Annotated in this window: 21 protein-coding genes and 1 pseudogene; 8 read left to right on the top strand and 14 right to left on the bottom strand. The window is 59.4% G+C overall.

Going from position 1 to position 20,236, the window contains the following annotated elements; genetic code table 11:
• Positions 1–62 precede the first annotated feature (62 nt).
• The 7 genes from AC0Z42_RS29130 to AC0Z42_RS29100 all read right to left on the bottom strand — a co-directional run bounded on the left by AC0Z42_RS29130 (position 63) and on the right by AC0Z42_RS29100 (position 8,791).
• On the bottom strand, positions 63–1,358 hold the full coding sequence (locus AC0Z42_RS29130) for a sodium/calcium exchanger protein (protein WP_485471548.1): 1,296 nt from the start codon (positions 1,356–1,358) through the stop codon (positions 63–65).
• Entirely contained in the window at positions 1,355–1,858 is a 504-nt protein-coding gene (locus AC0Z42_RS29125) for a DUF6328 family protein (protein ID WP_485471547.1), read from the bottom strand. Before AC0Z42_RS29125 ends, AC0Z42_RS29130 begins: the two co-directional genes overlap by 4 nt.
• Before the next feature lie 415 nt (positions 1,859–2,273).
• A complete protein-coding gene (locus tag AC0Z42_RS29120) occupies positions 2,274–2,603 on the bottom strand; it encodes a P-II family nitrogen regulator (RefSeq protein WP_485471546.1) in 330 nt (109 codons plus the stop codon).
• Between the two features lie 13 nt (positions 2,604–2,616).
• Positions 2,617–2,979: a hypothetical protein gene (locus AC0Z42_RS29115; RefSeq protein WP_485471545.1), complete on the bottom strand. Its 363-nt coding sequence runs from the start codon at positions 2,977–2,979 to the stop codon at positions 2,617–2,619.
• A gap of 126 nt (positions 2,980–3,105) precedes the next feature.
• Positions 3,106–6,201 (bottom strand): efflux RND transporter permease subunit, encoded by a 3,096-nt coding sequence (locus AC0Z42_RS29110; protein ID WP_485471544.1) that lies wholly within the window; start codon positions 6,199–6,201, stop codon positions 3,106–3,108.
• A gap of 10 nt (positions 6,202–6,211) precedes the next feature.
• Positions 6,212–7,426 (bottom strand): efflux RND transporter periplasmic adaptor subunit, encoded by a 1,215-nt coding sequence (locus tag AC0Z42_RS29105; protein ID WP_485471543.1) that lies wholly within the window; start codon positions 7,424–7,426, stop codon positions 6,212–6,214.
• Positions 7,427–7,477: 51 nt separating this feature from the next.
• Positions 7,478–8,791: a TolC family protein gene (locus tag AC0Z42_RS29100; protein ID WP_485471542.1), complete on the bottom strand. Its 1,314-nt coding sequence runs from the start codon at positions 8,789–8,791 to the stop codon at positions 7,478–7,480.
• 546 nt (positions 8,792–9,337) lie between these two features.
• Between AC0Z42_RS29100 and AC0Z42_RS29095 the strand changes: the two genes are divergently transcribed.
• Positions 9,338–9,766, top strand: a complete 429-nt coding sequence (locus tag AC0Z42_RS29095; RefSeq protein WP_485471541.1) for a hypothetical protein — start codon at positions 9,338–9,340, stop codon at positions 9,764–9,766.
• 149 nt (positions 9,767–9,915) lie between these two features.
• Here AC0Z42_RS29095 and AC0Z42_RS29090 read toward each other — a convergent pair whose 3' ends face one another.
• From AC0Z42_RS29090 to merR, 5 genes are all read right to left on the bottom strand, one after another.
• Positions 9,916–10,620: a hypothetical protein gene (locus AC0Z42_RS29090; RefSeq protein ID WP_485471540.1), complete on the bottom strand. Its 705-nt coding sequence runs from the start codon at positions 10,618–10,620 to the stop codon at positions 9,916–9,918.
• An 8-nt stretch (positions 10,621–10,628) separates the two neighbouring features.
• Positions 10,629–11,600 carry an ExeA family protein gene (locus tag AC0Z42_RS29085; protein ID WP_485471539.1) on the bottom strand — a complete coding sequence of 324 codons (972 nt, stop codon included), beginning with the start codon at positions 11,598–11,600 and terminating at the stop codon, positions 10,629–10,631.
• Positions 11,590–13,224 carry a transposase family protein gene (locus AC0Z42_RS29080; RefSeq protein WP_485471554.1) on the bottom strand — a complete coding sequence of 545 codons (1,635 nt, stop codon included), beginning with the start codon at positions 13,222–13,224 and terminating at the stop codon, positions 11,590–11,592. Before AC0Z42_RS29080 ends, AC0Z42_RS29085 begins: the two co-directional genes overlap by 11 nt.
• 4 nt (positions 13,225–13,228) lie before the next feature.
• On the bottom strand, positions 13,229–13,804 hold the full coding sequence (locus AC0Z42_RS29075; RefSeq protein ID WP_485471538.1) for a recombinase family protein: 576 nt from the start codon (positions 13,802–13,804) through the stop codon (positions 13,229–13,231).
• 195 nt (positions 13,805–13,999) lie between these two features.
• The gene (gene merR / locus AC0Z42_RS29070) at positions 14,000–14,434 is read right to left on the bottom strand and encodes an Hg(II)-responsive transcriptional regulator (RefSeq protein WP_485471537.1); all 435 of its coding nucleotides are present in this window, start codon (positions 14,432–14,434) and stop codon (positions 14,000–14,002) included.
• 71 nt (positions 14,435–14,505) lie between these two features.
• On the opposite strand from merR, the gene merT reads away from it, so the two are divergent.
• Genes merT through AC0Z42_RS29035 form a run of 7 tightly spaced genes read left to right on the top strand, consistent with a single transcriptional unit; the run spans position 14,506 to position 18,930 of the window.
• Entirely contained in the window at positions 14,506–14,856 is a 351-nt protein-coding gene (merT, locus tag AC0Z42_RS29065; RefSeq protein ID WP_485471536.1) for a mercuric ion transporter MerT, read from the top strand.
• A gap of 12 nt (positions 14,857–14,868) precedes the next feature.
• A complete protein-coding gene (gene merP, locus AC0Z42_RS29060; protein WP_485471535.1) occupies positions 14,869–15,168 on the top strand; it encodes a mercury resistance system periplasmic binding protein MerP in 300 nt (99 codons plus the stop codon).
• Between the two features lie 27 nt (positions 15,169–15,195).
• On the top strand, positions 15,196–15,618 hold the full coding sequence (gene merC, locus AC0Z42_RS29055; RefSeq protein WP_485471534.1) for an organomercurial transporter MerC: 423 nt from the start codon (positions 15,196–15,198) through the stop codon (positions 15,616–15,618).
• A gap of 39 nt (positions 15,619–15,657) precedes the next feature.
• Positions 15,658–17,343: a mercury(II) reductase gene (gene merA / locus AC0Z42_RS29050; RefSeq protein WP_485471533.1), complete on the top strand. Its 1,686-nt coding sequence runs from the start codon at positions 15,658–15,660 to the stop codon at positions 17,341–17,343.
• A 17-nt stretch (positions 17,344–17,360) separates the two neighbouring features.
• Positions 17,361–17,726 (top strand): mercury resistance co-regulator MerD, encoded by a 366-nt coding sequence (merD, locus tag AC0Z42_RS29045; protein ID WP_485471532.1) that lies wholly within the window; start codon positions 17,361–17,363, stop codon positions 17,724–17,726.
• Positions 17,723–17,959: a broad-spectrum mercury transporter MerE gene (merE, locus tag AC0Z42_RS29040; RefSeq protein WP_485471531.1), complete on the top strand. Its 237-nt coding sequence runs from the start codon at positions 17,723–17,725 to the stop codon at positions 17,957–17,959. Before merD ends, merE begins: the two co-directional genes overlap by 4 nt.
• Complete coding sequence (locus AC0Z42_RS29035; RefSeq protein ID WP_485471530.1) at positions 17,956–18,930, top strand: DUF3330 domain-containing protein; 975 nt, start codon at positions 17,956–17,958, stop codon at positions 18,928–18,930. Before merE ends, AC0Z42_RS29035 begins: the two co-directional genes overlap by 4 nt.
• A gap of 10 nt (positions 18,931–18,940) precedes the next feature.
• Here AC0Z42_RS29035 and AC0Z42_RS29030 read toward each other — a convergent pair whose 3' ends face one another.
• The gene (locus tag AC0Z42_RS29030; protein WP_485471529.1) at positions 18,941–19,555 is read right to left on the bottom strand and encodes a recombinase family protein; all 615 of its coding nucleotides are present in this window, start codon (positions 19,553–19,555) and stop codon (positions 18,941–18,943) included.
• Positions 19,556–19,615: 60 nt separating this feature from the next.
• Positions 19,616–20,236 (bottom strand): annotated as a pseudogene (locus tag AC0Z42_RS29025) (TniQ family protein); the annotation flags it as partial.

The raw sequence follows: 20,236 nt of genomic DNA, 5'->3' as shown, positions 1-20,236 counted from the left end.
ATTTCGTTATCCGCGCTCAGCATCCTAAATCTCAGGTCTCGTACTGGAATCAAAGAAGGCGTTCAGAGCTCATTGTTGCTATCGCCGATACGAGTCGCCCCTGTAGAATCGGTTCGCGCAACATGGACACGTGTATGCGCCCCATCCCAGAAAGCCGCCCGTATTGCTTCAGCAAGGCGGCGCGGATGAGTCTTGAAGATGTACGCGGCCAGGATCAGGTACACCCATCCCAGCCAAGTTAGCGATGTAATGGCGCGGCTCTGATCATGCTGAAAAAGTAATGCCAATATCACTTGCGCGCTAAACAGGCTCACCAGCATGCATCCTGCAACAACACCAAACTGCAACCGGATCAGGAGCGAGACGCCAAACATGGATTGGGCAGCGGTCAGGAAAAATTCTTCGTGCTGGCGCGCGTCGAGTGGCAACACCACCAGGGATGCAGCGCCCAGGGACATTGCTAAGGGCAACATTCCAACGAGGAGGGTCCATTGATTGATCTTGTCGCTGATCATTGCCGTCATGCCGCCTGCAGCACGGCCCGATAGTACGAACAGTACCGCGATCACGATAGCTGGTGCCTCGCTGGCTAGGGGGGCAACCCACTGGATCAACAGGAATTCATCGATTCCGACAATCCGACCCGACGCGACGATCGATTCGGCAAACGGCTCAGCTGATATGAAGATGACGGCCGCTGCCACCGTACTCAATGCCGCCATCCACGTCCACTGCGCCTTAGGACCCAATGTCGACAGTGCTGCCGCGGGTCCGGGTTCCTCTTCCTTCTCCTCCTTTTTTTCGCCCTTCGGGAGTTGACCGACCTGCCACAGATAGGCGCCGAAAATTCCAAACAAGGCAATTGCATCTAACGCATCGATACGATTTTTCATCAGAATTACAAATGCATACGCGCTTGCCAAAAGCAGGAATCCGACTTCGATGGCATTGGTACGAGCGAGCATGATGGCTTTCTCACGAGTACGACGCCAATGCAGGAAAATGAGCAATGGCCAACCGAAACCGATCAAGAGGCGATTTGCTCCGGTCATGTTCGCCGCCGCGTAATGGATGTATGGCGATTGCGGATGCTTACCCGCCTGGAAGGCGTAATACATGTCAACCGCGTATTCGGGAAGAACAGTAATCAAGGCCACCACGGCAAGGATCAAGCCTTGGGAAATCCGACCCTCAGCCGCCTCTGCACCCCACGACAGCATAAATCCAGCGGCAAGTACCGCAATACCGAAAACGGCTGTACCGGCCACCGGGTCCATATGCCAATGCATGACGCGTGTGACCACTGCTGGCGCCATGGCCATCAATGCCACCAACAAGAAAATCGTAAAGCGTTTCATTGGGTCTCCGGGGCTGTCGCCGGCCTGGCTGAACTAGATAATAAGCGCCTATTAACCAAATGCGGCAAGAGCCACCACAGGACGATAATCAGCGTTGCGACCATTGCCGCTACGACGCCCCCGAGAACATGGCCGAAGACCTCAGAAATAATTAAGTCCACGCCCAACACGACGGCTGCGGACAATGTTGACGCGCCCAGGAGCATTTGGCCGCTCGCGAGGTGCTTGAACGTGATGCGGTCTAACAGTGGCCGCATCATCCGATGTTGCACGGCTGGTGCGGTAAATAGAACCAGACTGACTACCGAACAGATGAACGTCGCTAGGAAAACCCACTTTTCGGAGAGCACAATTTGTCTGAAGCCGGCGCTAAAAGGTAAGGTCATCAAAAACGCCGTGAATAGCTGGGCGCTCAGCAGCAGCACGCGCAACTCTGTCAGCATGTCGCTTAAATCGTCGTCACTTGACACTTTTGTGTCTTTACCGTTCTCATTTATCACGCGATCCGTCCTTTCTCATTCTTAACGCGACAGGACCTGCTTGACTTCAGGCACGACGCCTGCTTCGCAAAGTTTCGGAGCAAATTCCACCCTATCGTGCAGATTCACCTGAACTGTCGGCGGCACAAAGGCGGGCAGGTACTCCCCGCGTCGACCATGCGGAACTTTGATCTCGACATATCGTCCGGAGTCGATTTGTGCCGGCGTGAGCGCCCCCAAGCAGGCCGGCGGGCTGGTTCGCAATCTTTCGGCGGAATATACCGACGTAACCCAACCTGAGCGGCTATTTATCCCGATTCGAGGGTCTGTCGTTGCGCACCCGGTCAACAGTACGACGCAACCAACTGTACATAACTTAAAAGTTTGATTTTTCATGGCGATTTCCCGTGTTAATGATTGATTTTAAAAACGCGTACTATCCGAGCTTCGTCGCGCTCAAGATATCGCTGACGAATACCCATCCTGCGCTCGGCTTCGCCGCTTGGACGATCAATTGTTGCAGCTGATCCGCCAGATGATCTTCACAAATCAATTCCAATTTTGTTTCCGCCACAACCGGCTCGGCCAGCACCATGGAGTAGTGCTGCTGCGCCGGATCGGAACTCGTGAAAAGCCGCTGAACGGTGGATACTGTCAGGTTGTAACAACCCGACGCTGCGCTGATGTCGCATAAGCCTGAGTTGCGCAACGCTTCGACCACCGCAGTGATGCGGTGCGGATGCATGAATGCCTTGATCTGTTTCATATCGATCTCCAATCTACCGTGTGGCGCGCAACACTTGGGTGACTTGAGGGATCGCGTTGCGCTCGCACTGGGCTGACGTGAACACGACCTGATCGCCTGTTTGCACAGTCATAGCGGGAGGAACTAGCGCCTCAAAATACTTATAGCCAATTTCCCGAGCTACACGGACCCTTACGTAAGTTCCGGCCGCCATCTGCTCGGGCGTAAGGGTATATAGGCACCACGGCGCCTTATAGCGCAGGTCCTGACGCGAATAAATCTGATAAACAACACCGGTCTTACCATCTCCCCCAGCGGGAAGTTGGGCGGTTCCACATCCTGCAAGAACGGAGAAACCTGCGATGGAAGCGGCGAGCATTAACAAACGAATTTTCATTTCAATTTTTTCCTTGGTTGAAGTGCAGTTGGTACCGGGATATAACGCATCTTGTGGATCGGGATAGGCGGGAAAATATTCCGGTCACCACATCTTTTTGAAACGACAGAAAACTTACGGCCGGCTCTACGCAAGCGCTGCTAAGCTCTTGCGCTCCTTGCGGTTTTCTACCCATTCATATAGCAGCGGCAGCAGCAACAACGTCAATGCGGTCGAGGTAAACAGACCGCCCACAACGACTGTCGCGAGTGGACGCTGTGTTTCGGCACCGACGCCTGAGGAGAGCAGCATCGGCACCAGGCCAAAGATGGCGATCGATGCCGTCATCAAAACAGGCCGCAGCCGCAACGCCGCGCCCTGACGCACGGCATCGCGCACGCTCAGGCCCTTTTCTCGCTGTTCGTTCAGAAATGTCACCAAAACAATTCCGTTGAGCATTGCAACGCCAAATACAGCGATGAAGCCGATCGCCGACGGCACCGACAGATACTGCCCAGTGATGAAGAGTCCGACGACACCGCCAATGGTGGCAAACGGCACATTCGCGATGATGAGAGTTGCGTAAGTGAGTGAATTGAATGCGGTATAGAGCAGGATAAAGATCAGTCCGATGGTTAGGGGGACGATGATCGCCAGCTTGGTCATGGCCCGTTGCTGGTTTTCAAAAGCGCCGCCCCATTCGATCACATAGCCTTCCGGCAGCTTGATCTTCGCGGCGATTTTTGCGGCGGCTTCCTTCACGAAGCTGTCCACATCTCGTCCTTTTACATCCATTTGAATCACTGCATAGCGCTGCAGTTGCTCACGGCGCACGAACGAATAGCCTTCGTCCAGCTCGATCGTGGCCACCTCCGACAGTGGCACCAATGCGCCGTTCTCGGTGCGGATCGGGATCGCGCTGACGCTTTGCACGCTGCTTCGAAATTCCGGCGCCAGCCATACTTGGATGTCGAACCGCTTGGTACCGTCGATCACGGTGGAAACGGCCTTGCCGCCGATGCCGGCCTGTACGACGTCAAGGATGTCGTTGGCATTAATGCCGTAGCGCGCCGCCGCATCGCGGTTGACATTGATAACTAACTGGGGCTTGCCTTTGTTCGCCTCAAGCGACAAATCAGCCACTCCAGGAACCGTGTCGAGGACGGTCTTGATCTGTCCTGATAACCGGTCCAGCGTCGTCAGATCTTCACCGTACAATTTCAGTGCCAGAGTCGCGCGGACACCGGAGATGAGCTCCTCAACGCGCATCTGGATCGGCTGGGTCGCTGAGATAACCGACGCCGGCGCTGTCTGCTCGAGCTTCTCCTTCATCGCTTTCGTCAGATCTTTTACGTCCGTCTTGGCTGGCCATGTGCTCTGCGGCTTGAGGTTGACCAGTATTTCCATATAGTTGACGTCAGCGGTATCGCCTTTCTCGGCACGGCCGATCATCGCAATCGCCGACTCTGCCTGTGGAAACGTCTTTAGCGTTTTTTCGAGTTCTTGTGAGATCCGGATCGATTCGTCCAGCGAGGTCGACGGGATGCTACTCACCCGGAACATAATCGTTCCTTCCTGTAGTGACGGCATGAATTCCTTGCCCAGAAAGGGAATCAGCGCAAACGAAGCCAGCAGGGCGACGACCGCGCCAGTCACGACAACTTTTTTGCGTTCCAGCGCCCACTCCAGAAGAGGAAGGTAAATCCGTTTGGCATGCCGAACGACGAAAGTATCTTTTTCCTCTTTGGGCTTCAAGATCAACGCCGATAAGACCGGCACCAGCGTCAACGTCAATACCAGGGATCCGACCATTGCAAAGGTGATCGCCAATGCCATCGGCTTGAACATTTTCCCCTCCAGACCGGTGAGGGAAAATAATGGCAAAAACACGACGATAATTATCAGGATTGCAAACGCAACTGGATTCATTACTTCGCGCGCTGCTTCCAGGATCACATGGGTACGGTTTGTGGGCTTACCGTTCTGATGCGACAGTAAGCGAAATCCATTTTCAACTAAAACCACGGCGCCATCGACCATCATGCCGATGCCTACAGCAAGCCCGGCAAGTGACATCAAGTTGGCCGACAGTCCCCACTGTTTCATCAGCATGAAGCTAATGAGCATCGCAAGTGGCAATGTCACGATGACCACCAAAGCCGAACGAATTTCCCCCAGGAAAAGGAAGAGGATCAGCGCAACCAACACCGAGCCTTCGACCAGCGCGCGTTCAGCGGTTGCGACTGCCTTATCGACCAGATCGGTCCGGTCGTAGACAGTCTTGATCGTGACTCCTTTCGGCAATGCCTGCTGAACGACTTTGAGTTTTTCCTTCACGCCTTCAACGACCGCCTTTGCGTTCTCTCCGATACGCTGCAGCGCCGTGCCCATGACAACTTCCTTGCCATCCTTGGTCACCGCGCCAGTGCGTAAAGAGGGCCCTTCCTTAACCTGCGCTACGTCGCGCACATAGATGGGTGTACCGTTACGCGTAGCAAGAACGACGTTGCCGATGTCCTTGACGTTACCCACCAGGCCAAGACCCCGCACCAAATACTGTTCCTGCCCGATGTTGAGGTATTGGCCGCCCACTTGGCGGTTGTTTGCTGTTAGCGTCTCCATCACAGTCTTGAGGCTGATGCCGTATTTAATTAGCTGGTTCGGGTTGATCAGAACCTGAAATTGCTTTTCATCGCCGCCCCACGACGAAACGTCATCCACGCCCGCCGCCGTGCGCAATTTAAGCCGCACATTCCAGTCCTGCAGCGTGCGCAGATCCATGGTTGACATCCGCTGGTCGGCCGATTCGACGGTGTACCAAAAAACTTGGCCCAACCCCGAGCTGTTCGCCCCCAACGTGGGTTCACCATATCCATCCGGTATGCGCTGTTTAGCTTCTAGGAGCTTTTCACTGACGAGACGCCGAGCGAAATAGGTGTCGACATCGTCCTTAAAATTGACGCTTACATAGGAAAGGCCGAACAGCGAGACCGACCGGATGGCGTCCACACCGGCCAGTCCTGCCATGCTCGTTTCAATAGGTGTCGTCAACAGCTTTTCAACGTCCTCGGCCGCCAAGCCCGGCGACTCCGTGTAGATATTGACTTGAACGGGAGTGACGTCTGGAAACGCGTCGACAGGCAAATCGCGCCAGGTCTTCACGCCGAGAATAATCACAATTACAAACGCCACGATTACCAGTACTTTGTAACGCAGTGAAACATCAACGATGGTATTTAGCACAATGCTCTCCTTAGTCTGCGTCGCCGATTTGCGACTTGAGCATCTTTGCTTTTAGCGCGTACGCGCCAGCAGTAACAACGTTCTCGCCAGCCGCGACTCCGGACTTCACGACCACCTTGCCCCGCAATTTTTCCCCAAGTTCTATCGCGCGTGCCTCAAAGCCGCCTTTCTCTTGAACGAACACTGTTGGTTGCCCCTGAATTAACACGACTGCCTGCTCCGGGAGCAACAGTCGTTTGCTCGCTCCAGCTGTCGAGATCGCTGCGGTGGCAAACATGTCCAGCTTGAGTTTTCCATCTGGATTAGGGACTTCTACTCTCGCCTTGATCGTGTGCGATTCCTTGTCCATACCGTTACTGATATAGGCGACTTTGCCAGCGAAGGTCTCGCCGGGATAGGCTGCAAGGGTGATTAGCGCCTGCGCGCCGACGTGCACTTTCGCGATGTCTTTTTCGTATAGGTTGCCCTCTATCCAGACGTTCGATAAATCGGCAACGGCAAAGAGCATCTTGTCGGGCTGTGCAAGCTCACCTAGCACCGCTTTTTTCTCAACCAGCGTGCCCGAGAATGGCGATGCGACCGCAAAAGTGGAGACGTTGGCGCTTGGGGATGACTTCTCGGCGATGCCTAGCGCTTGGCGTTTATCGACGGCCGCACGCAGTATCGCTTTCGCTTTTTCAAAATCGCCTTTCGCCCGAAGATAGTCTTTTTGCGGAATGATCTGGTCTGCAAAAAGTTTTTCTGCGCGTTCGGCTCCCGCCTTCGCCAATGCATGCTCACTGGACGCTTGGGCGTAGCTGGACTGCGCCTCGCCAACTTCAATACTGTCGATCACCGCAAGCATTTGCCCGGCACGCACCTTGTCGCCAAGATTGCCGGAGACTTTGACGATGCGACCTGCCACCCTTGGAGCGATATGCGCGAATCGATCCTGGTTTGCGCCAATCGACGCCGTCACCACAATCTGTTCGGCGGAATCTTGCTCCTCCAGCGGTGCGACCGTGATGCCGGCGGCGCGTGCGATGTCTGCCGACAGCACCAATTTGCCTTTTTCGTTCTCCTCTGCGGCGGGCGCCTCTTTTTTGGCCGCAGTCGCCTCCTTAGTCCGAGCACTTGGCTCAGCCTGTTCTCTTTGTTCTGCGGCAGGAGCGTGACCCTTGCCGCAACCGCTCAAGGCGCATACCAGTAGCAATGCGCCGGCACCTGGCCAAATAAGTAATTTCATGGATATTGTTCCGTAACGATTTTTTGGGAGGTGTGGCATGTTGCAATTGCTTCAGCGCTGCGCGTCGGCGGACCAGCCGGCCGCCTGCTGTAGGGCGATGCGCGTTATGCGCAATTCAGCTTGGGCGTCAATCAGGTCACGCCTGCCATCCAAAACTTGTCTGTTCACTAGCAGGAGTTGAGTCAACCCGATTTCGCCGGCGTGGAGGCTTTTGACCGATAGGCGTTGGTTTTCTTCCAGCGCCGGAAGGGCAGTGTCACGCAACGCGCCAACACGCGCCGTCTGGCTCTGCATCTTCTGCCACAGCGAGTGGATGTCAGCGGCCGCATCGCGGCTAGTACTGCGGCGTTCGATCTGTGTCTGCGCCAGTTCGGTGCGGGCACGGCCGATGCCCCCGGCATTATTCCGGTAAAGGGGCAGCGGCACCGATAGCGTCATTCGGACGAGACGTTCGCGTGAAGTATCGGCGCCCTCGCGCGACGCTGCGACGCCCACGGTAACGTCCGGATAGCGCGCAGCACGTTCAAGCGCAAGGCGCGCTGCAGCAGCCTGTTCCCGATGGTCGAGTGCGCGCAGCAGTGGACGGGTGGCGGCGTGTGTCAGCAGGCTTTCCAGCGAATACGCTGGCGAAGGCGTCTCCAGTGTGCCAAGCGCCTCGATGCTGGTACCGGGCGGCATTTGCAGGAGCGTGGCCAAATCGGCGCGGGCTTGCATCAGCTGCTCCTGAAGTAAGCCAATCTGATTGCGTGCCCGGACTGCTTCCACCGACGCCAGATTGCCGTCGAGGCGGCTATCTTCACCGGCTACAACACGCTTCGTGATGGCACGGGCTGTCTCTTCGATAGCAACCAATGAGCGCTGCTCGGTAGTGATCCGTGCCTGGAGTGCTATAACGCCTACGAACTGGCGTTCAACGCCGCCGCGAAGTTGCAGACGTGCTTCCATGATCGACGCTGCAAGGGCTTCAAGTTCCTGCCGCGTGGCTTGGCGACGGTGTCCCTGCTGCCCAGCGATTTCAATCGTTTGTGTTATGCCAGCTTGCCACTCGCGTAACGATTCGGACGGCAGCCCAACTTGAGGCACGACGCGACGCGTGCGCTCCATTGCCAGTTCGGGATTGTTCCAAAAAAGTGCGCGCGCATCGACCGCCTCGCCCTCGATGGCCATACGCCGGGCAAGAGAGCGTTGTAACTCAGGATTTTGTGCTTCAGCACGCTCAATCGCTTGTTCGAGCGACAAGGAGATTGGCGGTGCTGGTGCCGTCGCCAACTGTTCCGTTAAGGGCGCTAACCCGGGATTTGCAGCGGACGCAAACAAGGGGACCGCAAAAAGTGCCGCGACAAGCGGCAGCAATGAGACCTGCATCGAATTCTCCAGTAAATCGGGGGATATTCGGCGAAAGGTCGGACTAGCGCCTAAAGATGGCGCTCAATACCAGGACGCTCCCGCCAGCTCAGCTGGCGGTGGTCCAATTGGGCCGCGTCGGGCCGTCTGGGATGTGAGATTGGTAAGCGGTAGCCATGCTGAGCATGCCAGCCAGGAACGGAACAGGCTGAATGGGTGCAACAAGCAAATACGACGGTGCGACCGCCGCAAAATGACAGAACACATGGCACCCAGGGCAGCAACTCTTGTCGTATCGTACTGCAGAGGAAGCAGATAACGACTTCGCCAAATTTTGCTTGACACCGGTAAAAACAGGCGCTGATTTAGGTACCTCAACCAAATTGTCCATGTACGACACCGCAGCCCATGTGGTATGGAGCGGAATCAAGAACATTAACAATATGAGCAGGGCGCGTTTCATCGTTCCAAATTATACATAAGTATTTCCAAGGTTGGGGCATGAAACCGGCATATAATGAGAATTATTCGCATTCTCACTCAGCATTCCTCTTTCGACGAGATTCTATGTTACCGCTCCGCACTATCCTGATTGCATTGCTGTGCTTTGCCTCTGCTTTGCTTCCTGCCCGCGCCAATGACCTGCCCACCCAGACCAAGACGAAGCAGATCTGGCAAATGCTGGACTACCTGGCTGTCGACTATGGTAGGTCAGTTAAAGACGGAGCCGTGCGCAATCAGAGTGAGTACGCGGAGATGGAGGAGTTCGCTCGGGCCGCGGAACGCCAATTGGCAGATTTGCCAGACACTCCTGCGATGCCGAAGCTGAAATCAGAGGCTGTGAAACTGCGCGCCGCTATCGGGAACAAATCCTCGCCACAAGAAGTTGCCGATCAGGCTCATGCATTGGCAGGCCATTTACTTGCCACGTATCCAATTCCTATGGCGCCGGTCAAGCTACCCGAACTCCAACTCGGCGGAAAGCTCTACCTGTAGTGACCTGCATTTGAAACGGGGCCGACCAGCATTCCAGTCGATTCTCGACCAGAAATAACTGAAACTGAAGGCCCCCTCAAACCAGCATTAGCTGCAAATGAACCTGCATTTATCCGCGCCGACCTGCATTCCATTACGGCGAACCAGGTTTATCTGCAACTGACCAGGATGTTCAACACCGCCTTGGTATCGGCCTCGATTTCGGCCAGCACACCCAGCCAGTGGCCGATGACTCGCTTGACACTCGCCGCCGGCTGGGTGTCGCGCCAGACCGTCAGGATGCGCTGGTAGCCGACCAGATCGGCCCGCTGCACGCAATACGCTGTCGTCATCTGGGTTGCCTCGATGTCGGTGATTGCTCCAGGGGTGCTGCTGGCCTGCTCCAGCAGGCCGACCTGGGCGGCAGTGTTGCTCTGGATGCTCCGCAGGTGCTCGATGATGAGCGGCAATCCGGTCGGATTCGGCCAGGCAAGGATTTCGATTTCCTCGGCCGTGCCGGTGCCGGTTGCGATCATCAATACATCGTGGACGCCCGCTCCGATCAAGTCCGCCTTTGGGATATTCGTATGCGTCCACGGAAACAGCTCCTGTTTCTGTGCGACCAGCATGCGCAGGTCCTGCTTGAATCCCTGTTCCAGACCGGGAGGCGGTGCCTCCTGGTTGTCGGCCTCGACCATTTGCCAAATCCGCTCGATGTGGTCCTCCTGCTCGTCGCTAGGAAACAGGCTGATGTTCCACGCCAGGCAGCAGCTCATGACCGCCTTCTTCCGCGCCTCCAGCTCTCCCACGAACAGGACGTGCGGCAGCATGAAGGACGAAAAGCAGGACGCGACCGTAAATTGTTTAAATTTCATGGACAGAATCAGATGGGCAGGCCAGCGGCAAGCATCCGGTCGCGCAGCTCCGCAGTGCGCGCCGGTTCGAGTTTGTTATTGAACAGCGCACGGATTTCCGCCGGCTTGGCGTCGAACTGTTCGACCATGTCCTTCAGCCTGTACCCGTGGCGGGTCAGGGTCGGCTCCAGATCGTCAAGCTGGCGAGACAGCACGGTTTCCACCAGCGCGGCCGTGACAGGCTTCTCGCCCGTCTGGTAGCCCGCTTCCAGTGCCAGTGTCAGGTGCAGTTGGACTTGCAGCGGTGTGCGCAGCTTGGTGGCCAGGATATCGATCGCCTCGCCGTTCAGGATCGACTCGGGATCGGTGTTCGGGGCCGAGCTGGCACCAAGCAGCCACAGGATGTATTCGCGCTGGCTGCCGGCGATGCCATCGAGCGTGAAGATGTCGGTGCGGTAGCCGATTTCCTCCATGGTCGGGCGGCGCAGGTCGTTGCGCAGCTTCGGATGGCCGGCCAGAATCACCGACAGCCGGCCGCCTGCATCCTCGACCACTTCCATCAGGCGCTTGAGGCCGATGAGGGTGTGGCCGTTCAGGTCGTGCGCCTCGTCGACGAACAGCGCCACGGGCCGCTTCCCCTTCTTGACGATCTCCTGCAATTCCCGCTCGCGCTTCTCGCTCTGCTTGGGGATTTGCACTTGTTTGTCCTGCGTCAGGTCGTAGTAGAGCGTGGAGATCAAGGTGGCCAGTTTGATGCTGTGCTTTTCCACCGACAGCGACTTGGCGACAGCCACGCGGTTTTCGTCTTTCAAAATCTGCTGGAGGCGGCGCAGCGTGACTGTCTTGCCGCTCCCGACAACACCGCAGAGGGCGATCAGCCGTCCCTCAAGGGTAGCGCCCTTGATGTCCTTGATAAGCTGCTTGTGGTGGTCGGTTTCGTAGTAGCCGGCCTGGCTAAGCGGCTGCGTCAGCCCGTAGTACTGCATCACTTCAACTCGCATGGTCCTCTCCAGTCTTCTTGTTTCGGAAATAATCTCGTATGCGCGCGAGCACGACGCTGCGCGTCAGCGTCTCGCTCAGCACCCGGTCGATGACGGCGCGATCATCCTGCGACAGCTTGGCCAACGGCCTGGCCAGCTCATCTGCAATCGCCAGCTTGGCGGCGATGACGTTCGCAAAATGAAATTCGTGCGCCTCGGCGTCGAAGGGCTGGATCGGTAATTCGCCTGGTAGATTCAGCGGAGCCAAGTGCAGCTCCTTGCCGGCCAGCGCTTCGATGGGCAGCTTGAGCTGGTCGGCCAGAGTGCGGATACGGTCGGCGCGCACGTCGGCCGCGCCGCGCTTGAAAGCGCGATAGCGGTTCAATGGGATCGGGCCGGCGACCGGGTAGTAGGGGCCAGTGCGCACGCCTTCGTACTCGACGTACAGTTCGTTGTCGAACAGCCCCCACAACAGCAGCACATATTCGCCGGCCATGTCCGGCTCGACTTCATAGCTGGTGCCCTCCACCGACACGCGCGCGTCCACACCCACCCGGCGCCGCTCCGACTCGCGGGCGAAGCGGCAGTACTGCTCCCAAGCGCACATCTCCCGAATGCCGCCGTTCGGGAAGTTGGCAAGCCAGTCCTCGATGCGCGAATGCTGCTCGGAGCGATGATCCTGGCGAATGTAGCGCATCAGGTAGCGCAACAGCCATTCGTTGGCCTGTTGCTCGGTTTCGGGCCTGTGGAAGTGGTACAGCGTCTCGTGGGCTTCCTTCACCGTGCGGAACGGGCGTTCGACTTTTCCCTTGGAGCGCGCCGTGACCCGCTCGCCGTCCTTGCCGGCAGGGATGTGTGTCATCCACTCGATACCCAGTGCGTGCATCACATTCTGGAATACCCGGCTCTTGGCAACAGGGCCGTTGTCCAGGTAGATCATCAACGGCCGCCCCTGGAACGGGTATTCAGGGTCCGCCTTCACTGCCATCGCGTTGAACAGGAAGCGCAGCGCCGATTCGGCATCCTCGCCATAGACACAGCGATACTCCTGGTAGGCCACGCCGCTGCGGTCGTCCACGACGCTGTACAGCATCAGCGTCGGCTCGCCCTTGCCAGGTTCGATCCAGTCCGGCTTGTCAATCCGCTTGAGGTCGGACGGCGACATGTCGAATTGCCAGCAGTCGTTGCTGTGCTCGGCCTGGAAGCGCACAGCTGGCGGTTGCCGGCGTAGACGCGGCTGGTCGAGGTGCCAAAGTGTGAGGTACTGGTTGACCGTGCTGCGCGTAAGCACGCCTTGTGGCGAGCGTACCAGACCCTGCGCTGTCTCGACACCATATTCCTCTAACAGCTCGATGGCGCGCTTCGTGGACAGGTGGCGGCCCTGCTTGTTGGTGGTGCGCAGCTTGAGGGCCGCAACTAGTTCGCAATACCTCTCCAGTTCGGATTTCGGCAGCACGCGCGGCTTGCCGTGATCGGTGCGATGGATCACGCGTGGCTTCAGAAAATCCTTCAGGGCGCGATACACGGACGTGGTGGAGATGCCGTACAGTTCGGACATGGCGCGCACCTGGGCCGCACGCTCCGGACTTTTGTGAGGCAGACGGTCAAGCCGCTGCCGCAATTGCAGCAGCGATTCGACCGGGATCTGCTTACGCCACCCGGCCGCCATCGCTCTCAGCCTTGTCGAGATAGTTGTAGAGCGTGGATTTTGAAATTCCCATCATCTTGCAGATTTCTTCAACGGTATGGTTCCGCTCCCGGTGCAGTTTAAGGGCAAGCGCGAGCTTGGCCGGGTCTAGTCGCTTCGGGCGCCCGCCCATGCGGCCGCGCGCGCGCGCCGCGACCAGTCCGGCCTGTGTCCGTTCGCGGATCAGGTTGCGCTCGAACTCGGCCAGTGCGCCGAACAGGTGAAAGACCAGCTTACCGCCGCTCGACGTGGTGTCGATATTTTCTTGCAGGCTGCGCAGCCCGACCTTGGTGGTCTCCAGTCGCTCCACCAGCTCGATCAGGTTCTTGAGCGACCGGCCCAGCCGATCCAGCCGCCAGATGACCACCGTGTCGCCGGCACGCAGCATGCTCATGAGGGTGGCCAGCCCGGAGCGGTCCGCCCTCGCGCCGCTCACCATGTCCTCAAAGACCCGCTCGCAGCCAGCCGCTTGCAACGCATCGCGCTGCAAGTCCAGGTTCTGGTCGTCGGTGGAAACACGGGCGTAGCCGATCAGCATGGCGACTTGTCCAATAAATCACGAAAATTCAGTATAGCTGGACTTTGAATATTGGAAAGGGATTGTGGATTGTCGGTGTGCTTGGGATGCCCGCCGCACTGTCATTTTCAGAAGATGACCGCACGGAATATCAAGAGTCGGCTGCACAGTCTTTTCTGATTTGTGGTCGTCTCAGAAAACGGAAAATAAAGCACGCTAAGGCATAGCCGTCCCTGCCAGGCCTGCTCCGCCCTGTAGCGACGCAATCAGCGGGCACGAAACATTCCCCTGCCGCGAATGGCAGGCGCACACCAGGTCAGACAGCACGGCCTCCATGCGCGCCAAATCGGCCATCTTCTCGCGCACGTCTTGGAGCTTGTGCTCGGCCAGACTGCTGGCTTCCTCGCAGTGGGTGCCATCGTCGAGCCGCAGCAACTCGGCGATTTCATCCAGGCTGAAGCCCAACCGCTGGGCCGATTTCACGAATCGCACCCGCGTAACGTCCGCCGCGCCATAGCGGCGAATGCTGCCATAGGGCTTGTCCGGCTCGGGCAACAAGCCCTTGCGCTGATAGAACCGGATGGTCTCCACGTTGACGCCGGCGGCCTTGGCAAAAACACCGATGGTCAGATTCTCAAAATTGTTTTCCATATCGCTTGACTCCGTACATGAGTACGGAAGTAAGGTTACGCTATCCAATTCAAATTCGAAAGGACAAGCGCATGTCTGAACCACAAAACGGGCGCGGCGCGCTCTTCGCCGGCGGGCTGGCCGCCATTCTTGCGTCAGCCTGCTGTCTAGGTCCGCTAGTCCTGATCGCCTTGGGTTTCAGCGGGGCATGGATCGGCAACCTGACGGTGCTGGAGCCGTATCGCCCGATTTTCATCGGCGCGGCGTTGGTCTCGTTGTTCTTCGCCTGGCGGCGCATTTACCGCCCTGCGCAAGCCTGCACACCGGGCGAGGTCTGCGCGATTCCCCAAGTGCGAGCGACTTACAAGCTCATTTTCTGGGTCGTGGCCGTGCTGGTTCTGGTCGCGCTCGGATTTCCCTATGTCATGCCATTTTTCTACTGATCGGAGTTCACCATGAAAACGCAAGTTTCGGCGCAAGCCAAAAAACTGTTTGCCTCCCTCGTCCTCGTTGCCGTTGTTGCCCCGGTGTGGGCCGCCACCCAGACCGTCACGCTGTCGGTGCCGGGCATGACCTGCTCGGCCTGCCCGATCACCGTCAAGAAGGCGATTTCCAAGGTCGAAGGCGTCAGCAAGGTTGACGTGACCTTCGAGACGCGCGAGGCGGTGGTCACCTTCGATGATGCCAAAACCAGCGTCCAGAAACTCACCAAAGCAACCACCGACGCTGGCTATCCCTCCAGCGTCAAGCAGTGAACCACTGAACCCGAGCCTGGGGCGATCATGGGACTGATCACGCGCATTGCCGACAAGGCTGGGGCGCTCGGCAGCGTTGTTTCGGCGATGGGCTGCGCCGCGTGCTTCCCGGCCATCGCCAGCTTGGGCGCGGCCATCGGCCTGGGCTTTCTACAGGAATACGAAGGGTTGTTCATCTCCAAGCTGCTGCCGCTGTTCGCTGTCGTGGCTTTGCTGGCGAATGCGCTGGGCTGGTTGAGTCATCGGCAATGGCACCGCAGCCTGCTCGGCATGATCGGGCCAGCCATCGTGTTCGCCGGAACTGTCTGGCTGCTTGGCAGCTGGTGGACCGCACGGCTCGTATACACCGGCCTGGCGCTGATGGTCGGCGTGTCGATCTGGGACTTGGTTTCGCCGGCAAATCGCCGTTGCGGCCCGGACGGTTGCGAACTCCCCACGAAACAAGGCTGACGGCGGGAGCCGGCAGCCAACACAGAAAAGGAACGATGAATGACCACCCTCAAAATTACCGGCATGACCTGCGACTCCTGCGCGGTTCACGTCAAGGAAGCTCTGGAGAAAGTGCCTGGCGTGCAATCAGCGGAGGTTTCCTATGCCAAGGGCAGCGCCAGGCTCGCCATCGAGGCCGGCACATCGCCGGATACGCTGACCGCTGCCATAGCCGGACTCGGCTATCGGGCTACGCTCGCCGATGCGCCCGTGGCTCCGGCGGGCGGCGGATTGCTCGGCAAGGTGCGCGAATGGCTGGGCAGTGATGACAAGGCTGGCGGGGATGCTGGCAAGCTCCATATCGCCGTGATCGGCAGCGGCGGGGCCGCGATGGCGGCAGCGCTGAAGGCCGTCGAACAAGGCGCGCACGTCACGCTGATCGAGCGCGGCACGATTGGCGGCACCTGCGTCAATGTCGGCTGCGTGCCGTCCAAGATCATGATTCGCGCCGCCCACGTCGCCCACCTGCGCCGCGAAAGCCCGTTCGATGGCGGCATGCCGCCCACACCGCCGACGATCTTGCGCGAGCGGCTACTGGCCCAGCAGCAGGCGCGCGTCGACGAACTGCGTCACGCCAAGTACGAGGGCATCCTGGACAGCAATCCGGCCATCACCGTTCTGCACGGCGAAGCGCGTTTCAAGGACGGCCAGAGCCTTGTCGTCCATTTGAACAAGGGTGGCGAGCGCCTCGTGGCGTTCGACCGCTGTTTGGTTGCCACGGGTGCCAGTCCGGCCGTGCCGCCGATCCCGGGCTTGAAAGAGTCGCCCTACTGGACTTCGACCGAGGCGCTGGTCAGCGAGACGATTCCTGCGCGCCTGGCCGTGATCGGCTCGTCAGTGGTGGCGCTGGAACTGGCGCAAGCCTTTGCCCGGCTGGGCAGCAAGGTGACGATCCTGGCGCGCAGCACGCTGTTCTTCCGCGAAGACCCGGCCATCGGCGAAGCCGTCACGGCCGCGTTTCGCATGGAGGGTATCGAGGTACTGGAACACACGCAGGCCAGCCAGGTCGCGCATGAAGGCGGGGAATTCGTGCTGACCACGGGGCACGGCGAAATACGCGCCGACAAGCTGCTGGTCGCTACCGGCCGCGCGCCGAACACACGCAGCCTGGCACTGGATGCGGCGGGCGTCACGCTCACCCCGCAAGGCGCTATCGTCATCGACCCCGGCATGCGTACCAGCGTGGAACACATCTACGCCGCCGGCGACTGCACCGACCAGCCGCAGTTCGTCTACGTGGCGGCAGCGGCCGGCACCCGTGCCGCGATCAACATGACCGGCGGTGACGCGGCCCTGAACCTGACCGCGATGCCGGCCGTGGTGTTCACCGATCCGCAAGTGGCCACCGTGGGCTACAGCGAGGCGGAGGCGCACCACGACGGCATCGAGACTGACAGCCGCACGCTGACGCTCGACAACGTGCCGCGGGCGCTCGCCAACTTCGACACGCGCGGCTTCATCAAGCTGGTGGCTGAAGAAGGCAGCGGACGGCTGATCGGCGTGCAGGCGGTTGCGCCGGAAGCCGGCGAGCTGATCCAGACGGCGGCGCTGGCCATTCGCAACCGCATGACGGTGCAGGAACTGGCCGACCAGTTGTTCCCCTACCTGACGATGGTCGAAGGACTGAAGCTCGCGGCGCAGACCTTCAACAAGGACGTGAAGCAGCTTTCCTGCTGCGCCGGGTGAGGAAAAGGAGGTGTTCGATGAACGCCTACACGGTGTCCCGACTGGCCCTTGATGCCGGGGTGAGCGTGCATATCGTGCGCGACTACCTGCTGCGCGGACTGCTGCGGCCGGTGGCGTGTACCCCAGGCGGCTACGGCCTGTTCGACGAGGCGGCCTTGCAACGGCTGTGCTTCGTGCGGGCTGCCTTCGAGGCGGGCATCGGCCTCGATGCGCTGGCGCGGTTGTGCCGGGCACTCGATACGGCGGACGGCGACCAGGCCGCAACGCAGCTTGCCGTGCTACGCCAGTTCGTCGAACGTCGGCGCGAAGCGTTGGCCGATCTGGAAGCGCAGTTGGCCACCCTGCCGACCGAGCCGGCACAGCACGCGGAGAGCCTGCCATGAACGGCCCTGAGCGTTTGCCGACCGAAACACCCAAGCCGTTCACCGGCTATCTGTGGGGCGCGTTGGCCGTGCTCACCTGTCCCTGTCATTTGCCGATTCTCGCCGTTGTGCTGGCCGGAACGACAACTGGCGCCTTCATCGGGGAGCATTGGGGTATTGCAGCCCTCACGCTGACCGGTTTGTTCGCTCTGTCCGTGGCGCGGTTGCTGCGCGCCTTCCGGCGCGGATCATGATGACTTCGCACCCCGCCGAATGGACAGCGACCGAGTTGGCGCAGGCGGCGGCGAGCCGGCAGCTTGAGCTGTATTACCAGCCGCTGGTCGATCTGCGTAATAACCGGATCGTCGGCGCGGAAGCACTGCTGCGCTGGCGGCATCCGAGCTTGGGACTGCTGCCACCAGGTCAGTTCATACCGCTGGCCGAGTCGTCCGGCCTGATGCCGGCAATCGGCACGTGGGTGCTGTGCGAAGCCTGCCGACAGATGCGCGAGTGGCAAGCATTGGCGTGGCAGCCGTTCCGGCTCGCCGTCAATGTGTCCGCGAGTCAGGTCGGGCCGATGTTCGATGCCGAGATTCAGCGGGTGCTGACCGACGCGGACTTACCCGCCGAATGTCTGGAGATCGAGCTGACTGAATCGGTCGCCTTCGGCAATCCGGCCCTGTTCGCCACCTTCGACGCCTTGCGTGCCCTCGGCGTGCATTTCGCGGCCGACGACTTCGGCACGGGCTATTCCTGCCTGCAACATCTGAAGTGCTGCCCGATCACCACGCTGAAGATCGACCAATCGTTCATCGCCAGGCTGCCGGACGATACCCGCGACCAATGCATCGTGCGGGCGGTGATCCAGCTCGCGCATGGGCTGGGCATGGAGGTAGTGGCCGAAGGCGTGGAAACACCCGACAGCCTTGCGTGGTTGCGGCAGGCCGGCTGCGACACGGTGCAGGGCTTTCTGTTCGCCAAGCCGGTGCCGGCGGCGGCCTTCGCCAGCTTCGTCAACCAATGGAGAAACACCACCATGAACGTCAACGAACCGAGCACCGCTTGCTGCGTGTGTTGCAAGGAAATCCCGCTCGATGCCGCCTTCACCCCGGAAGGGGCGGAGTACGTCGAGCACTTCTGCGGGCTGGAGTGCTATCAGCGCTTCCAGGCGCGGGCCAACATTGCGACCGAACCGAGCGCTTGCGATTTGCCGCCGTCAGGTTGAGGCTGACTACTCAGGTGCGGTTGAGTAGTTTCGTCCCATCTGGGCGCAACTCGCCTTTTGGGGAAATGTGTCGGTACAGGGTCTGTCGCGTGATGCCGAGTTCCTGGCACAGGTCGCCGACCTTGGTTTCGGGCTGGCACATTGCCGCCATCGCCAGGCGCAGCTTGGCGGGCGTCATCTTGAACGGCCGGCCACCTTTCCGACCGCGCGCCCGTGCCGAGGCCAAGCCCGCAATCGTGCGCTCGGCGATCAGCTCGCGCTCGAACTCGGCCAGCGCGGCGAAGATGCCGAAGACCAGCTTGCCGGCGGCCGTCGTCGTGTCGATGGCCGCGCCGTGGCCGGTCAGCACCTTCAGTCCGATGCCACGTCCGGTCAGGTCGTGGACGGTATTGATCAGGTGGCGCAGGTCACGCCCGAGCCGGTCCAGTTTCCACACCACCAGCGTATCTCCCTCGCGCAGCGCCTTCAGGCAGGCTGCCAGGCCGGGGCGGTCCTCGCGCTTGCCGGATGCCTGGTCTTCATAGAGATGCGTCGGCTTCACCCCGGCAGCGACCAGCGCGTCGCGTTGCAAGTCAGTGGCCTGGGAACCGTCCGCCTTCGATACCCGCATGTAACCAATCAGCATGTCACTCCTGTCACATATACGTTCGATTATGTGACAGTGTGCGCCGGAAAGTTCTGACCGTCAAAATGTGTCACTTAACCCGTCATTCTGTCTAAGGCATGCAAAGGGTCCATCAGCCTCGTAATGTGACAAAAATTCCGGGGGGATGCCTTCCTTTGCAAAGGTGGCACGCAACTGTTCCAGGGAAGCAGGATCGCGCCGGCCATAGGAAGCCAACGCGAACAGCGAGCGCGCCGTCTCGGGGTCGTGCCGCGCTTCAATGATGGCCTCATCAATGGCCTTGACCGCACGCTGCCAGTGATCGACGGGTTCGGGCTTCGACGCTTTCGCCGGCAGGCCACTGGTGAACCCGGTTTGGGGCTCGGACCAGAACAGCTTTGCATGCTCGCCTGGCGGGCTTATATCCCTCACCTCAATCAAGCTGATTGCCGTTGCCGCCGCCTCTAGCATCTGCAACCGTACTGCCGGGTTCAGGGTTTCATACGGTCGCCACAGACTTTGCCCAGCACGCAGCGGATGCCCGCAGCCTTCCCATACTTGGCGGAGATACCCCGCGCAGGTTCCGCACGTCGAAAGCGGGGTGTTCAGCTCATCGAGCAGCGTGCGTAGCAGCCGAAACCACAGTCCAGCGTGGATGCGTCGGCGCGGCAGCTCCACATGGCCGGTCGTCAGTGCCTGCCA

The organism is Janthinobacterium sp. 1L-D-8-B-C4 (assembly GCF_057291295.1).
Note: the sequence above shows the minus strand (reverse complement) of the source record. Positions and strands in the feature narration are given on the sequence as shown.

Bases quoted from the DNA above. Each gene is read 5' to 3' on its own strand.
- AC0Z42_RS29130 (WP_485471548.1), bottom strand. From the start codon at position 1,358: ATGAAACGCTTTACGATTTTCTTGTTGGTGGCATTGATGGCCATGGCG.
- AC0Z42_RS29120 (WP_485471546.1), bottom strand. From the start codon at position 2,603: ATGAAACAGATCAAGGCATTCATGCATCCGCACCGCATCACTGCGGTG.
- AC0Z42_RS29115 (WP_485471545.1), bottom strand. From the start codon at position 2,979: ATGAAAATTCGTTTGTTAATGCTCGCCGCTTCCATCGCAGGTTTCTCC.
- AC0Z42_RS29105 (WP_485471543.1), bottom strand. From the start codon at position 7,426: ATGAAATTACTTATTTGGCCAGGTGCCGGCGCATTGCTACTGGTATGC.
- AC0Z42_RS29100 (WP_485471542.1), bottom strand. From the start codon at position 8,791: ATGCAGGTCTCATTGCTGCCGCTTGTCGCGGCACTTTTTGCGGTCCCC.
- AC0Z42_RS29095 (WP_485471541.1), top strand. From the start codon at position 9,338: ATGTTACCGCTCCGCACTATCCTGATTGCATTGCTGTGCTTTGCCTCT.
- AC0Z42_RS29090 (WP_485471540.1), bottom strand. From the start codon at position 10,620: ATGAAATTTAAACAATTTACGGTCGCGTCCTGCTTTTCGTCCTTCATG.
- AC0Z42_RS29085 (WP_485471539.1), bottom strand. From the start codon at position 11,600: ATGCGAGTTGAAGTGATGCAGTACTACGGGCTGACGCAGCCGCTTAGC.
- AC0Z42_RS29075 (WP_485471538.1), bottom strand. From the start codon at position 13,804: ATGCTGATCGGCTACGCCCGTGTTTCCACCGACGACCAGAACCTGGAC.
- merR (WP_485471537.1), bottom strand. From the start codon at position 14,434: ATGGAAAACAATTTTGAGAATCTGACCATCGGTGTTTTTGCCAAGGCC.
- merT (WP_485471536.1), top strand. From the start codon at position 14,506: ATGTCTGAACCACAAAACGGGCGCGGCGCGCTCTTCGCCGGCGGGCTG.
- merP (WP_485471535.1), top strand. From the start codon at position 14,869: ATGAAAACGCAAGTTTCGGCGCAAGCCAAAAAACTGTTTGCCTCCCTC.
- merC (WP_485471534.1), top strand. From the start codon at position 15,196: ATGGGACTGATCACGCGCATTGCCGACAAGGCTGGGGCGCTCGGCAGC.
- merA (WP_485471533.1), top strand. From the start codon at position 15,658: ATGACCACCCTCAAAATTACCGGCATGACCTGCGACTCCTGCGCGGTT.
- merD (WP_485471532.1), top strand. From the start codon at position 17,361: ATGAACGCCTACACGGTGTCCCGACTGGCCCTTGATGCCGGGGTGAGC.
- merE (WP_485471531.1), top strand. From the start codon at position 17,723: ATGAACGGCCCTGAGCGTTTGCCGACCGAAACACCCAAGCCGTTCACC.
- AC0Z42_RS29035 (WP_485471530.1), top strand. From the start codon at position 17,956: ATGATGACTTCGCACCCCGCCGAATGGACAGCGACCGAGTTGGCGCAG.
- AC0Z42_RS29030 (WP_485471529.1), bottom strand. From the start codon at position 19,555: ATGCTGATTGGTTACATGCGGGTATCGAAGGCGGACGGTTCCCAGGCC.